Source organism: Shewanella chilikensis (genome assembly GCF_002836945.1).
Taxonomy (GTDB): domain Bacteria; phylum Pseudomonadota; class Gammaproteobacteria; order Enterobacterales; family Shewanellaceae; genus Shewanella; species Shewanella chilikensis.
The window spans coordinates 1-15,215 of sequence record NZ_NIJM01000076.1 but is presented as its reverse complement, the minus strand read 5'-3'; the positions used below and the strand labels follow the sequence as shown (position 1 = coordinate 15,215).

General features: G+C 51.8%; 10 protein-coding genes. 7 read left to right on the top strand and 3 right to left on the bottom strand.

Features of this window, described 5'->3' with window-relative positions; all coding sequences use genetic code 11:
* Positions 1-265: 265 nt before the first annotated feature.
* Entirely contained in the window at positions 266-2,080 is a 1,815-nt protein-coding gene (locus CX651_RS18850; protein WP_101057576.1) for a M61 family metallopeptidase, read from the bottom strand.
* Positions 2,081-2,208: 128 nt separating this feature from the next.
* On the opposite strand from CX651_RS18850, the gene CX651_RS18845 reads away from it, so the two are divergent.
* From CX651_RS18845 to CX651_RS18825, 5 genes are all read left to right on the top strand, one after another.
* Positions 2,209-4,356, top strand: a complete 2,148-nt coding sequence (locus tag CX651_RS18845) for a tetratricopeptide repeat protein (RefSeq protein WP_101057575.1) — start codon at positions 2,209-2,211, stop codon at positions 4,354-4,356.
* 159 nt (positions 4,357-4,515) lie between these two features.
* Positions 4,516-6,072: a GGDEF domain-containing protein gene (locus CX651_RS18840; RefSeq protein ID WP_101057573.1), complete on the top strand. Its 1,557-nt coding sequence runs from the start codon at positions 4,516-4,518 to the stop codon at positions 6,070-6,072.
* Between the two features lie 35 nt (positions 6,073-6,107).
* On the top strand, positions 6,108-7,463 hold the full coding sequence (gene ppnN / locus CX651_RS18835; protein ID WP_071239253.1) for a nucleotide 5'-monophosphate nucleosidase PpnN: 1,356 nt from the start codon (positions 6,108-6,110) through the stop codon (positions 7,461-7,463).
* On the top strand, positions 7,460-8,221 hold the full coding sequence (gene xni, locus CX651_RS18830; protein WP_101057572.1) for a flap endonuclease Xni: 762 nt from the start codon (positions 7,460-7,462) through the stop codon (positions 8,219-8,221). Before ppnN ends, xni begins: the two co-directional genes overlap by 4 nt.
* A gap of 41 nt (positions 8,222-8,262) precedes the next feature.
* Positions 8,263-8,679: a DUF3192 domain-containing protein gene (locus CX651_RS18825; RefSeq protein ID WP_101057570.1), complete on the top strand. Its 417-nt coding sequence runs from the start codon at positions 8,263-8,265 to the stop codon at positions 8,677-8,679.
* Between the two features lie 83 nt (positions 8,680-8,762).
* On the opposite strand, the gene CX651_RS19920 is transcribed toward CX651_RS18825, so the two are convergent.
* A complete protein-coding gene (locus CX651_RS19920; RefSeq protein WP_146226016.1) occupies positions 8,763-9,113 on the bottom strand; it encodes a hypothetical protein in 351 nt (116 codons plus the stop codon).
* Between the two features lie 158 nt (positions 9,114-9,271).
* On the opposite strand from CX651_RS19920, the gene CX651_RS18820 reads away from it, so the two are divergent.
* Positions 9,272-9,691: a DUF3192 domain-containing protein gene (locus CX651_RS18820; protein ID WP_101057568.1), complete on the top strand. Its 420-nt coding sequence runs from the start codon at positions 9,272-9,274 to the stop codon at positions 9,689-9,691.
* Between the two features lie 200 nt (positions 9,692-9,891).
* On the opposite strand, the gene CX651_RS18815 is transcribed toward CX651_RS18820, so the two are convergent.
* Positions 9,892-12,729, bottom strand: coding sequence for a prolyl oligopeptidase family serine peptidase (locus CX651_RS18815; protein ID WP_101057566.1), 2,838 nt, complete (start codon positions 12,727-12,729; stop codon positions 9,892-9,894).
* A gap of 256 nt (positions 12,730-12,985) precedes the next feature.
* Here CX651_RS18815 and CX651_RS18810 point away from each other — a divergent pair, with 256 nt between their 5' ends.
* On the top strand, positions 12,986-13,993 hold the full coding sequence (locus tag CX651_RS18810; protein WP_025011991.1) for an isocitrate dehydrogenase: 1,008 nt from the start codon (positions 12,986-12,988) through the stop codon (positions 13,991-13,993).
* Positions 13,994-15,215: the final 1,222 nt, after the last annotated feature.

The following is a 15,215-nucleotide window of genomic DNA, read 5'->3' as shown; positions in this document are numbered from 1 at the left end:
CGTACCCGCAACTCCTTGGCTCACAGAACGACATGGCTACGATCCGACTTCTGGGCGGCGTTGAAGACAGCCTGTAATCGCTATATCCAAGTAAAAAGGCGCCTGATGGCGTAATGCCGTTCACTTAGTGTGAACGGCATTAGAATCTGCCTCGGCTTCTGTCTGCAAGCTCCCGGGCAGAAGTCCCCTACGCTGAGATAAAATAACCGCCATAAAAAACGCCGGCGCAAGTGAAGATGCGCCGGCGTTTTCTGGACAATCAGACTCAGGACTTATAGTTACCCTGAGCGTCAAACGGCCAGTCTATGCCAAGCCAGGCCTTGAAGAAGGCTTTCTGGGCGCGGCTGACACTTTCCTTAGGCTTAATTTGCAGCTTGCCGGATTGCTCTGAGGCCAGAGTCACGCGCCGCTCTATGAGCTTATCGTCGTGGAACAGGGTCACTCTCAACTCATCACCCGCCTTAAAGTCAGCCAAACGTTTGCCATAACCTTCGGCGCTGACTTTCAAACCATTGATAGCCAGCAACTGATCGCCGGCGACTATGCCCGCCTGCCAAGCCGGGCCACCACGCTCAACACTTTGCAACACCAAAGAGCCGGAAGTGAGTGTCATACCGGCAAAGGCTTGCTCCTTACTGTCTTTGCCGTAGGCGGTCTTAAGCCCTGCCTGGCTCAGCAGTTTGTCAAAGTCCAGCACCAAGGGGGCATTGACATGGCTTTGCCACCAAGACTCATAGTCCTTGCCGGATAAGTTTTTCAAAATACGTTTCACATCCGTGACATTGTATCCCTTGGGGACCTTGTGTTCACGATAAAGACTCCGGTGCACATCCCGGTAAGACACCTCTTGGGCTGTGTCCTGCAGCAGTGAAAAATCCAGCGCCAGCGAAGTCAGATAACCTTCGGAGTAGATATTCACACTGTGGTTAATGGCGTAATCACCGCCGGTACTGACCCATTGACCGGCGCTGGCTTCGGCCACCGACTGAATTTCCCGCCCCGGCTTATGCTGATTGGCATTGACCCGTTTGGCCAGGTCCTCCATAAACTCTTTCGGCGTCATGATCCCGGCACGCAGCAACAACTGGTTTTGAAAATAGCTGGTAGAGCCTTCCGCCATCCATAAAAGCTCAGTCATATTCTCCTGCTGATAGTCATAAGGCACCAGTCCCTCCGGGCGATAGGCCTTGACGTTCCAGGTATGAATAAACTCATGGGAAGCCGTGCTGATAAAACGCAGATAATCCTGACGCTCACGGAAGTTGAATCTGGGCAGTTGGATAATGGTTGAGTTCAAATGCTCGGTGGCGCCGCGGGCCCCCGAGGTGGCGTGCACCATATAAACATAACGCTCAAAGGGATAGTCATCCCAAATGGCCACCGCCGTAGCGGACAACTTACCGAGGTCTTCCTCTATCTGCTCCAGATCGTAGTTGCCCTCGCCCCAAACCACCAACTCATACTGCTTGCCGTCGGCCTTGAAGGCGCGATGCTGGCTGAGCCCGGTTTCAATCGGCGAGTCGACCAACACATCATAGTTGGCGGCCACAAACGAATGGGGCTTATCACCCGCGGCCATCCCCGAGTAACTGCGCCAATCACTCGGCACATCCAGTGTTACCTTGACTGGCTCCTGACGAAACTCAGGGCTGTACATGAAGACGCCGCTGGCATCCAGAAACGCATGACTGGCATCAATATGCCTGACCCTTTGCCCCAACTCGTTGGCGTAGAGCTGATAGCTGACGGTGACCGCTGTCGGCTTGGATAAAGCCACAGTCCATTCACCGCTGGCGCTGCGCTTCCAAGGCAGGCTATTGCCCTGCTCGTCCGTGGCATGAAAACGTCGAACCCCATCCGCCAGCGGTAATACCTGATACTTGCCGGTACGCCAAAGCGGCAGATTAACCTTGAGCTGTTGCCCGGAATGTTGCGGGAAAGTAACATTAACCTGAGCCAAATGATGTTCGGGACTTTTCAGATTTATCTGATAATCAATGTCAGCCAAAGCTGAAGATGTCCAGCCCAGTGTTGTCAGTAGGGAAGAGTAAGATATGATTGACAAAACAGCGGATTTCACTCGTAATTCCTTCTTATGTCATTGTTGTTATAAAATCGGCCGAGTATAACAATTCGGGGAGTTCACCTCACCCGCTGCTAATAAAAGCTAACAATTAAGTCCCCAAAGAAAGGGACAAAGGCAAATATATGTACTTTTTCAGGGTTATCTTCATCGCATCCATGCTGCTTATAGGCACGACGCAGGCCGATGAACTGGATGATATAGAGATAAATTTCAGAGAGCAGCCCAGGCAACTCCATAGCACTGTGGTCAGTTCAACGCCAAAATCACTGCGATATCTTTCTCTTAAAGAGTTTCAGGCCAGCGCATCTGAATTGGGCTACACATCGGGACAATTGATAAACCAGCTTATCCTGTTGGCACGGCTGGATCTGGATGCTCAAGTGCTGGTTCCCGGCCGGCTGGAACAGGCACTGGAAATCATTGAACTATTAAAGATAATTGCCCGCAGCGACTATGAAAAAGCTGCTCTCTATAACTTGGAAGGTCGTTATCTTGGTCGGGTTGATCAACAATATCAACAAACTGTTGCCCTCAACCAACAAGCACTCGAACAATTGGGCGAAGCAGAAGATAAACGCAGTCAACTGCTCAGGTATGTCATCTATGAAGATCTGGGTACAGTCAACCTGATAGCCAAACAACCTATTCCCTCTCTGAACGCCTACAACCTGCTCAGAGATACCGCCTACCAACTACGAAATGATTACCTGATAGCCAATGCCGAGGCGGCGTTGGGCAAATACTATAATGTGAACGATCAGCAGACCAAATCGCTGCAGCACTACACCGAGGCCTTCCGCTTGGCCAGCCGTTATAACCACCCCAATCAAAAGGCACTGCTGCAGTTGAATCTGGCCAAGCTCTATCGGGATATGGAGCAGTGGGACGAAGCGCTGGAGTTTGCCCACGGAGCAGCCGATGCATACAAATCCATGGGTTCAGGCTCGTTTCTCTCCCATACCATGACAGTTATTGCCATGGTATATGCCAACACAGGCGAGTGGAATAAAGCAATAGACTACTACCTCAATGCCCAGCAGCTTGATGCCGAGCTGAAAAACTTTATCGCCCAAGGGTTAAACTTCCACAACCTTGGGGAAGCTTACTTCAATTTGAACGACCATCAGGTCGCCCTCGATTACCTGTTTCAGGCCAACGCAATATTCAAAGACAGGAAGAGCAATCATTACCTGGTTTATAATGAGATGTTGATAGCTGAGGTGAGCCAGGCCATGGAGGATTGGCCTTTAACCATGCAACACGCCACAGAAGCACTGCGACTGGCCAAGTTATTGGAATTGCCACAAGAGCAGATCGAAGCCCTTGGTTATCAAACTCATGCTTACAAGGCCCAGGGACAATATCAACAGGCGCTGCTCTCTCAGGAGCAAAGCTTCCAACTACAACAAGAGCTGCTGGAACAAGAACGCAATACCAACTCGAATGTCAGCTCCTCTGCTGTCACAGAACAAAAGTTGAAGTTGGAAGTGAGTCAACTCAGGCAGGAAAAGCTGCAACAACAAGATTCACTGCATACCCGTAATATTTTACTGGCGATAACCCTGGGGCTCAGCTTGCTGTTACTGGCACTGGCGACGCAGCAATATAAATTGCGTAAACGTATGGCAAAAATCAATCTGGCCCAGAAAACGAAAATGCAGCAGGAACCCATAACTAGCCTGCCGGGCTATCTCGCCCTACTTGGCAGTGTTTCAAGCACAACCAAGGGGCTGGCGCTACTGTCTTTGGAGGATGAGCTCAACAGCGACCTCACCTTGGGCAACAGCCTGGCGGCGCCAAGACTCGCGCAACTGGCTGAAGATATTGCCGCTATTACAGGTGCCAAGGTATTTCTGCTCAGACCCGGCCTATTTGCCCTGACTCTTACCGAAGAAACCAGACCGGCACAGCTTTACCGTCAACTTAGCGACTGGCAATTCCAGGGGCTGGCCCCCAAATTGGCCCTGGGGTATATTCCGCTGCCATTATTGGCTAACCCGGATGTTAAATTATCACCTGAAACCCTGGTTGAAACTGCACAGCTAGCCCTTGCCGGTGCCATCAGTTTGCAGAATAACCAAGGTAGCTATGTCGGTTTCAGTACTCTGGACTTCACGCCAGCCGCCATCTTCTCAGCTCCGCTCTATCTGCAACTGCAAAAGAGCATTATCCGTGGCCTGATAAGAGTAGAAACCAATGGTGAGAAAGATAAGATCCACTGGCCGGAGGTACTCCAACCGTCCAGAAGCGAACATGTGTCAATAATTTGATCTAAACGACAAAACTTTGTCTCAACAACTAGATGGCAGATTTGCACTCCGGCCGGATTGCGATACCATTTAGAAGTGTCTGGAACCGGCGTCATAAGAAATCAAGCCTCTCATGACCCGACGATTGATTCGATCGCGCATCGAAGGAAAATAACAGGAATGAAGGACTCAAACGCAACGGTGTCGCAACTGGGTGTACTGAAACAGAAATTGCACTCTACCAAAGCCGCGTTGGATGAAATGAATGAAGACAGAAATGCCAAACTGCAGGCGTTACTGCAATTTATTGGTCATCTCAGTCTGGCCTGTAAGGGACAAAGTCTGGAGCTTGACAACAAACTGGCCAAGCTTAGGCATAACCTGGGAACCTATGAACGTATTGATGATGTCCTGCCGGATCTGGTCGATGTCGAACGTCTACTCAAGGGACAGTACCATCATGTGATGGGCCAACTCGAAGAGGGCCGCTCCAGCCTGAGCAAATTCAGCCGCCAATTGCAACGAGTCGACTCCATGCCCGAACGCCTCAAGAAAGAGGTCAGCTATTTCAAGCAGGAGCTGGGCAAACCTTTTCATACCGTCTGGGACTATATTCCCAAGGTCGAGCAACTGGTGGGCTTTTATGAACAGCTGCTCGAAAGCCAATTTGAATCTGAATCTCCCATTGCTATCTTGCCTAAACACAGGCAGCTTGGCCATGAACTGGCGCAGATGATATCCAATATAGAGTTTCGCAAAGATCAGCGTGATCAGGTATTGGTGATCAAAGAGCTGTTGGCCTCGACCGAGATAGATGTCGAGGCTCTGCTGGAAGCCTATCAAACCATACTCTCGCTGCTGCTGGACAACATTGCCCGCGAAAAAACCGCCTCGCAGGAGTTTCTGTTTGCCCTCAACGATGCCCTGAGTGCCGTACGGGAAGTGGTCAGCGATTCATACAATCAGTCCCAGCGCAGCCATCAGCTCAAGAGCCAATTGAATCGCGAGCTCAACGCCCAGGTAGACAATGTTGGTGCGTCACTGGTGGATATTGACGACATCACCGAACTAAAACAGCAGATCAGCGAACAACTGGCCACCATTCGTGCCAGCCTTGCCCGTAAAGAAGCGCTGGAGCAGAGAGAGCAAGCCTTGCTGCGTAAGTCGATAGAGACTATGCGCAAAGAACTGAATGATCTCTCAAGCGAAGCCACCACCTATAAAGAAAGGCTGTTTGAACAGCAAAAGCTCAATATGCTCGATACCCTCACCCAGCTGCCCAACCGCGCGGCCATGGAGGAGCGGATGGAGCAGGAATACCGCCACTTCCAGCGCAATAAACAACCCCTGTGGCTGGCGGTAGCCGACATAGATCACTTCAAATCCATCAACGACAGCTTTGGTCATACCACAGGTGACAAGACACTGCAGGTTATCGCCATGGCATTGAAGAACTCCCTGCGTGACACAGAATTTGTCGCCCGCTACGGCGGGGAAGAGTTTGTTCTCATCATTCCGGATGTTTCCCCCAAGGATATAGAACAACTATTGAACAGGGTGCGCGAAAAAATTAAAAATATTCCTTTTAAATTTAAAAATCAGCGTATTACAGTTACAGTATCCATAGGGGCCGCGCAGATATTGGATGGCGAACACATCCAGGAAACCTTCGAACGTGCCGATGCGGCCCTCTACAAAGCCAAACATGAAAGCCGTGACAGAGTCATTATAGATTGACAGCAATGACTCCGGTTTCAGCTCAAGGAGTCGTCATGATAGTCAGGATCAGTCCCCGCGGCAGTATGGACCAACTGTCGCAACTGGAGGCCGACCGCCTCAAACAAAGTGCCAAGAGTGACCTTTACCAACTCTACCGCAACTGCTCTTTAGCCGTTTTGGCCTCGGGGCAGCAGACTGATAATGCCAAAGAACTGTTTGAACAATTCCAGGACTTTGAAATCAATGTGCTGCGCCGGGAGCGTGGTATCAAATTGGAGCTGGTCAACCCGCCGGCCAGTGCCTTTGTCGATGAGCAGATCATAGTCGGCATTCAGGAGCACCTGTTTGCCGTGCTCAGGGACATCATCTATGTCAGCAACAAATACGATGGTCTAAAACACATCAACCTCACCAATGCCAGCCACATCACCAACGTGGTGTTCGACATTCTGAGAAACGCCAGAGCCATTACCCCGATGCAGGATCCCAATGTAGTGGTCTGCTGGGGCGGCCACTCGATAAACGATACCGAATACAAATACACCAAAGAGGTGGGCTACCAGTTGGGGCTGAGAATGCTGGATATCTGTACCGGCTGCGGCCCGGGTGCCATGAAGGGACCAATGAAGGGCGCCGCAATCGGCCACGCCAAGCAGCGTATTCATAACGCCCGTTACATAGGCCTGACCGAGCCGAGCATTATCGCCGCCGAGCCGCCCAACCAGATAGTCAATGAACTGGTGATTCTGCCGGATATTGAAAAACGCCTGGAGGCCTTTGTGCGCCTGGGGCACGGCATAGTTATCTTCCCAGGCGGCGCCGGCACCGCCGAAGAGCTGCTCTACCTACTTGGTATTTTGCTCAACCGCGAAAATGCCGATATTCCTTTCCCGCTGGTGCTATCCGGCCCCAGAGAAAGCGAAGCCTACTTCCGCGAAATCGATGCCTTTATCGGCGCGACGCTGGGCGAGCAGGCGCAGCAGAAATACCAAATTATCATAGACGACGCGCCCCAGGTGGCGCGTATCATGCGTGCCGGGATGGAAGAGGTTAAACGTCACCGCAAGCAAACCGGTGATGCCTACCAATACCAATGGAGCCTCAAAATAGAGCCGGAATTCCAGTTGCCCTTTGTGCCCACCCATGAAGTGATGGAAAACCTCAACCTGCACTTCCAGAGCAACAAGGCTGAGCTGGCGGCCAACTTACGCAAGGCGTTTTCCGGCATAGTCGCGGGCAACGTCAAGGCGGAAACCATGAAAAACATCGAGCGTCATGGTCCATTCAAGCTCAAAGGCGATCCCGAGCTGATGGCCTTGATGGATAAACTATTGGGCGCCTTTGTCAGCCAACAAAGAATGAAGTTACCTGGCACCGCCTATGTGCCCTGCTATCAAATAATGAAATGAACCGACTGCTGATTATTGATGGTATGAATCTGGTGCGCCGCCTGCATGCGGCGCAGCCGGATGAAGCCGACATGCAAGGGCTGACCGAGCGCAGCCGCAATGCCTGCCAGAAGCTTATTCGCCAGCACAGTCCCACCCATGTGGCCATTGTCTGGGACGGCGATGAAGAGTCCTGGCGAAAACGCCTGTATCCGGATTACAAAAAAGGCCGCAAACCTATGCCCCAGGCCTTGGCCGATGGCCTACCGGCGCTGAAACAAGCTCTGACCGAAGCTGGGATAGGCTCCATCAATGCGCTATCGGAAGCCGATGATGTTATCGCCACCTTGGCCAGCAAATTGTGCTTGCGCGGTGGTGAAGCGATTATCGTCTCTACCGACAAGGGCTTTTGCCAATTGAGGTTACCGCGTTTACTGCTATGGGATCACTTCAATGGCGCCGCCATGGATATTGCCGCACTGGAGCAGAAACTCGGCATAGAGCAGAGCCAGTTGCTGGACTTTATGGCCCTCAGCGGCGATAGCGGTAACAAGATCCCCGGCATCCAGGGAATAGGTCCCAAGACGGCCGGTGAACTGCTCAGAAGCTTTCGCACCCTGGCCAATGTCTACAATGCACTCGATACTCTGGGCGCAAAGCAAGCCAAAAAGCTAACCGAAGGCAAGGAGATGGCGCGCCTCAGCTATCGATTGGCAAAACTGCGCACAGATCTCGAACTCAATATTCGCTTAAGCCAGTATAGAGTCAAAGAAAGCTAAGGCTCCAAGAGCTCAACTTAAGCAAAAAATGGAAAACCAGCATGAAAGGTAAGGCCCCTGTGATTATCGGCAGCATCTTTGTCGCCTATCTGCTCTTTATTGCCGTGGTCATCCTCTTCTATGAGCCCAAGCCGGAAGAGATGAGCTGGGAAGACAGGCAAGCCTATAACCTGTCCAAAGTCACTGAATTACAACTGGGGCAGACACTGGAACAAACTATTGAAACCCTGGGCAGAGCCGATTTCAGCGAAGCCATACAAACCCATGGTCAGTCGCTGCAAGTGCTCTTCTACCGCACCCAGCATGTCAAATCAGACGGCAAGACCACCAAAGACGAGTGCACCCCACTCTTGTTTAAAGATGGCCGACTCCAGGCCTGGGGGGAAGACACTTACCAGCAATATCTGCAGCAACATATACAGCCCCTGCAGACCAACCCCAAACAGACACAGAAATAGCGAACCGGGCTCAAATATCGGCTTGAGTGCAAACGCTCTTAAGCGCCCAAACCTATGGCGCAGCCTTACTGGCTGTTCGTTATTTAAAAACTCTGAGATGCTGCATTCCCGGCAAAACAGTTTAATGGAGTAAACAAATATGAATGACTAGCTGATTTTCCACCGCCGCCAATTTTATCTGGAACGGAACTGGCTGATAAAAGCCCCCCCCAACGCTCAGCGGAATTGGGGCCAGATCTGGTGGTGGATTTTGCCCAGTGCCCTCGCCTGTTCTTTGCTAAACCTTGCGCCGACATCCTCTCTTCAATAGAGCCGTTCGGGGTTGAGCGTATTGAAAATCCTACAAGCCGGATGAAGAACTGTATGCCGAGATAGACATAGGTACAAGAGACGAACTGGATAGCCTTGATGAAGTGCTCTATGCCTATTTTCAATCTAAAGAATCAATCTAAAGAAGACACCCACAAACAAAACATATTACAAACACACTGTTTACACTGATGCTGTCGCGAGTATCTTATACCACTCAATACAGAGTGAACTGTCTTGCTCTTGAGTAAACTCAGATTGAGCAATAAAACGGAATAACAATATGAAAAATAAGGCACCTGTAGTTATCGGCAGCATCTTTCTCGCCTACCTGGCCTTTGTTGCCGTGGTCATTATCTTCTACGAACCCAAGCCGGAAGACATGAGCTGGGAAGACAGGCAAACCTATAACCAGTCTATAATCTCCGAGCTGCAACTGGGGCAAACACAGGCAGAAGTCACCCAAACCCTGGGCAAAGCCGACTTCAGCGAAGCCAAGCAAACAGAGGGGCGCTCGCTGCAGGTGCTCTTCTATCGCACCCATCACAGTAAATCAGACGGCAAGACCACCAAAGATGAATGCACCCCACTGCTATTCGAAGATGGTCAACTGCTGGCCTGGGGCGAAGACACTTACCAGCAATATCTGCAGCAACATTCGCCGCAGCAAGTGCTATCCAAGGTCCCAGCTCAACCCGAATAACAACAGAAAACTCGCAGTTTAAGGAACGGACAACCAATGAAAATCTATGGGGATGTCTCAGAACGCTCAAACAAGACTGAGATCTTTTCCAGAGCCGACTGAAGAATCCCCCCTCCACATCACCTGCCCCTACCCTATAAACAGAAAAAAGAGGCGACCAATTAGGCCGCCTCTATGAGTTATTTTGCCAGCAAGAAAGTTCAGTCTTCCGCCTTGGGCTCGCGATAGGCTTCGCCCTTTTCAAGCCACTCGGGGGCCTTGGCACCTTTGAGGTAATGATCAAACCAGTCTTTCATCCGCACACTGTAATCCAGCTTGTTGGGATACTTCTTCAGATGGTGCGGCTCGTCCTGATACTGCAGCAAGACCACATCTTTTCCGGCGCGGCGCATTGCCAGGTACAGTTCAACCCCTTGCTCCCAAGGCACGGCATCGTCTTTGTCACCGAACATGATCATCATCGGCGTTTGAATACGGTCGACATAGAACACAGGGGAGTTTTCTATGTATTTCTGCGGCGCGCGCATCAGACTTTCACCGATACGGCTCTGGCCGGTTTCATACTGGAACTGACGGGCAAGGCCGGTACCGTGACGTATGCCGCTGTAGGCACTGGTCATATTGCTGACCGGCGCACCGCTGACTGCAGCCTTGAAGATATTGGTCTGGGTCACGGCAAAGGCAGTCTGGTAACCGCCCCAGGAGTGGCCCTGAATACCCACTGCATCCGGATCGGCAATCCCCATGTCGATAAGCTTCTGCACTCCGGCGGTCAACGCCTTGACCGAACTGATACCGGGATAGCCGACTTCAAAGCGGATATCCGGCAGGAAGATGGCGTAATCATCGGCGGCATACCAGGCAAAGTTGGGCCTGTGATTGATTTTCATGTCCGGGAAGGCGTGCAGGCGATCGCTCATAAAGCGGTAGAAATACACCAACACAGGATAACGCTTGCCACTTTGATAGTTGGCAGGCTTGATTAACACGCCGTCCATTTCACGGCCATCACCGTCGCGCCAGTGCACCAGCTCTGACTTGCCCCAGGGCAGTTTGCGGCGCTGGGCATCAAAGTCGGTTTGTTTGACCGCCTTGGCCGGCTCAAGCAAAGCCGAGCTGTAGAGATCCGGATAGCTGTCGTAACGCTCCTGACTGAACAGCAAGGTATCACCCTTGTCGGCTCTGGCCAGCACAGACAGCTTGTTGTCTTTGGCAAGCAGCGGCGTCAGTTGAGCCCGGCCGATAACCGCACGGTAAAAACCGTCGGCCTTGGTCTTATGGCTATAACCCTGCAGCAACACAGCCTGATTGCGCGCCACTGTGGCCGGATAAGCCTTGTCTGGCTGAGCCAGAGCTTCGATACGCAGACTTAACTGCTGCTTGCGGCCCTCGCCGCCTGTCAGCATAAAGCCGTCGTGGGAGCGGGTATCAAACTGCCAGATATCGTATTTGTCGTAAACCAGCAGGCCTGAGTCATCCTCGAGCCAGGGGCCGAAGCCATAGCCGGGCGCCGCAGAGGGATAATCATGATCTTCGTCGGCGAAGCTGACCTTGAGCTTACTGCTGAGGTTATGTTTGCGACCGCTGGCCACATCATAGAGATAGATGCCGCCCTGCTGATAAAAGGCCAGGTATTTACCTGCCGGTGACAGGGTTGGCGCACTGCCGCTGGGCTGTTGGGTCAATATCCGGGTCTTGTGACCGGTATTGATATCCACCAGGTAAAAATCCCGGTAGAAACCGGCCCAGGTGATCATCTTGCGATAGGGAATATCCGAGCTCCCCAGCAGCACCCGCTTGTGTTCGCTCAGCTCAATGTCCGGCACCTTGCGGTCGGCCAGTTGCACCAGGTTGCGCGAACCAAGGTGCAGCACAGCCAGATAAGTGCGGCTCTGCTCTTTTTCATACTGTTTGACTTCGTTGGGCTTGATCAGCGGATCATCCCCGTGCCACAGGCGCAAATCCCGCTGGGCACTGACCAGCGCGGTGTCGTACAGGTCGCTGCTCTGCTCCACCTTGGGAATTTGCAGCTGCTTGCTTATCTCGGGCACCCGGCCGAAGAACAGCCGCTCACCGTCGGCCGAAAAGCTCAGCTTGGCATGGCGATTAATGAGCCAGCCCTTGCTGTCGCCCTTGCTAGGCAATATCTGGCTCAGTTTACCCGACTTTCTGTCGTAGAGAGACAAGGCATAGGGGCGCTCATTCGCATCCAGCGCCGCATCTCCTCGGGTATAGGCAAGATAGCGGCCGTCACGGCTCAGCGCCAGGGCACCAAACTGCTTGTCGGCTTGGCTGCTGACCGATTTGAGTTCGAAGCTGCGGGTATCAAGCACAGTGATGCTGTGGCTATTACTTGAACTGTCATTTTGCGCCAGTGCAAGCACGCTGCCGTTATAAGCCAGTTGCCAGGCGGTCACATCTTCGAAACGCTGTGACTTGCCGCTTGCCAGCGACAACAGCTCGAAACTGCTGCCGGCATCCAGTTTCGGCGTTTTGGCTGCTGGAGCCTCAGAGGCGGATGCTTGAGTGGTTGCTTTGGCATCAATGCCGTTTGCCTCTGCGCTCTCTTTGCTTTCTTCATCGGCCTCATACCAGATAGCCAACAAAGAGCCATCTTCGCTGAAGGCATAAGACTTGACCCGCTCAAAGCGGCGCTGCTCACCTGTGGTGTTATCCAGCAGCAACAGGCCTTTTTTCAGCTTCTTGCGCGCCTTGGGAGCAAGCTTTTCCGATTCGAGCAGCGAAGGCGCCAGAGTAAAGGCAGTGTAACGGCCATCGGCTGACAGCTGCGGCTTGGAACCACCAGCAACATCATAAGCCTTGGTATTGACCAGTGACTTGACCACACCACGGCTGTCGCCGCGATCCGGCGCGACACTGTAGGCCAGCACCTTGCCTTGTGGGTCGAGAACCTGATCGGTAATCGACTCAAACTGCATTATATCCTTGAGGGTCAGTGAGGGGCTGCTCTGGGCACTGACAGTGGTCGCGAAACCGGCTGACAGCAACAGCAGCGAGGCTAAGGGCGTTAACTTCAAGATCGTCCTCTTTTTCATTGTTGTTAGACTAAAGTAGACTTTATTATTTTATTGGCGTTCCATCATGGTCAGGCACCCGCTTTTTAGCAAGCTAACCCACACAAAAAAGCGTGATATTGCTCACTATTCCCTGTGAAAACGCGTTGAAAGTGTATAGAATAGCGGCGTTCTAAAGTACAAGATCCTCAGTCGAAAACCGTGTCGATGACATGGTCTGATAAATAGCAGTAACGACCAACCGTGGAAGGACCTCTCCATGTCAAAAAGAACTATTACCGTGATCCCTGGTGATGGGATCGGCCCCAGCATTATCGACTCAGCCCTTAAAATTCTCGATAAGGCGGGGTGCGACTTTGAATATGAATTTGCCGATGCCGGTCTGACTGCTCTGGAAAAACACGGTGAGCTCCTGCCTCAGCGCACGCTGGATCTCATCGAGAAGAACCGTATCACTCTCAAAGGCCCACTGACAACCCCTGTTGGCGAAGGCTTCACCTCTATCAACGTGACCCTGCGTAAGAAGTTCAGCCTGTACGCCAACGTGCGGCCTGTGCTTTCCTTCAAGGGCACCCAAGCCAGATATGAGAACATAGACATCATTACAGTGCGTGAAAACACTGAAGGTATGTACTCAGGCCTGGGACAAAAGCTGTCTGAAGACGGTGCCATTGCCGAAGCCACCAGTATCATTACCCGTCAGGGTGCCGAGCAGATAGCTACCTTCGCCTATGAACTGGCTCGCAAGGAAGGTCGCAAGAAGGTGACCATAGTCCACAAGGCCAACATCATGAAGTCAACTTCAGGCCTGTTCCTGAAAGTGGCCCGTGAAGTCAGCCAGCGTTATCCGGACATTACTACCGAAGAGATGATTGTTGACGCCACTTGTATGAAGCTGGTGATGAACCCGGAAAACTTCGACGTGATAGTCACCACCAACCTATTCGGTGACATTCTGTCTGATCTCTGTGCCGGTCTGGTGGGTGGTCTGGGTATGGCCCCGGGCGCCAACATCGGCAGCAACGCCGCTATCTTTGAAGCGGTTCACGGCAGTGCCCCGGATATTGCCGGCAAAAACCTGGCGAACCCAACTTCAGTGATCCTGGCATCTATCCAGATGTTGGAATACTTGGGTATGTCAGATAAAGCCGCCGCCATTCGCGCCGCCGTTTCTGCGGTTATCGAAGAAGGCGACCGCACTACCCGCGATCTCGGTGGTACCCATGGCACCACTGATTTCACCCAAGCGGTGCTGGATAGACTCTGATCTAATATCAACTCAGTAAGTTGCTAAAAAGGATGACCCAAGGTCATCCTTTTTTATGCCTGTGTTGGCAGGCAATGGGAAACATCCGTCGCCGGAGGCCCAACTAATGTTTTTGGCTATTTTGAGCTGAAAGCTATGTTAGCCGCTGTGCCAGCGGCGTAAAGTCGTGGAGCTTCGCCCCACTTTCAAGCACAGGCGGAACTGTGACCGTCGAAAACAGGGACGTATTCACGCCGTGTCACAGGATCGCCTGTGCGAAAGGCGCACCGCAGGTGATGGACTACATCGTGGCCGAAAACTCGCCAATACTAACTTAGGAACTTTTAGCTGGAAGCTATATTAGCCGCTGTGCCAGCGGCCCAAAGTCGTGGAGCTTCGCCCCACACCCGAGGAAAGGGGGCTGTATCGACTCGCCCCCTTTCCAAACCCCCAGCGACCCGCGACGCAGCGGAAAACCCCTTGTGCTTATGATGCCAATTAGCTATCGCGCCAGACGCTCATCCCTGATTCGACTGGCGCTGCTTCGGCATCCATGCCTCGCTACGCGATTGTCATCAACGCCCTGCGGCCGCTTCGAGCGGGAGTTGGTGCAATTCTGTGAGAATGGAGTAGCTTGAAATATCTGAAGTGCTTGCAGACATACACCTAATTTTCAGGCTCTGGCTCTAGTTCTGGTGGGACTGTGACCGTCAAAAACAGGGAAGAATGCAAACACTCAGTCAATTCTGCTTCAAAAACAACCCAAATCAGGGTTTTGTTGCCTTTGTCAAAAACTTGACCTTTGGCTAATTGTTTTCACATTCAATGCTAGCTATTGTATAACTAATTCAAACGCTTAGCTTTAGCACTTTCTTAAGCTTAAGGCCAGAAGCAGCAACACTTTTCCGTTTTCAACGGAATGCAGGGACGAACAGAGTTTAGCCCCGTGCGGTAGCCATGGCTTTACTCGGCTTTTATTGGACCTAGAACGTTCATGACAAGCACCTCAGAACTGATTTTTTACACTGTATTATTGACGTTCCGGGCAAAATGCCGGGAATTTGCAGCTAAGCTTGCGCGTTATTTCCATAACATTGCAGGAAATGCTATTAAATTCATAACGTTAAAAAATACAAACAAAATATGGACACCCAACGTTAATAGCGCGGTAGTTAGCCTCCGACTATCCTTTGTTTAAGCATTTAACAAGGAGGTTATTATGCCGCGCCCTCGCCGAACTCAA

Coding starts and splice junctions, on each gene's coding strand:
- CX651_RS18845 (WP_101057575.1), top strand. CDS start 2,209: ATGTACTTTTTCAGGGTTATCTTCATCGCATCCATGCTGCTTATAGGC.
- CX651_RS18840 (WP_101057573.1), top strand. CDS start 4,516: ATGAAGGACTCAAACGCAACGGTGTCGCAACTGGGTGTACTGAAACAG.
- ppnN (WP_071239253.1), top strand. CDS start 6,108: ATGATAGTCAGGATCAGTCCCCGCGGCAGTATGGACCAACTGTCGCAA.
- xni (WP_101057572.1), top strand. CDS start 7,460: ATGAACCGACTGCTGATTATTGATGGTATGAATCTGGTGCGCCGCCTG.
- CX651_RS18825 (WP_101057570.1), top strand. CDS start 8,263: ATGAAAGGTAAGGCCCCTGTGATTATCGGCAGCATCTTTGTCGCCTAT.
- CX651_RS18820 (WP_101057568.1), top strand. CDS start 9,272: ATGAAAAATAAGGCACCTGTAGTTATCGGCAGCATCTTTCTCGCCTAC.
- CX651_RS18810 (WP_025011991.1), top strand. CDS start 12,986: ATGTCAAAAAGAACTATTACCGTGATCCCTGGTGATGGGATCGGCCCC.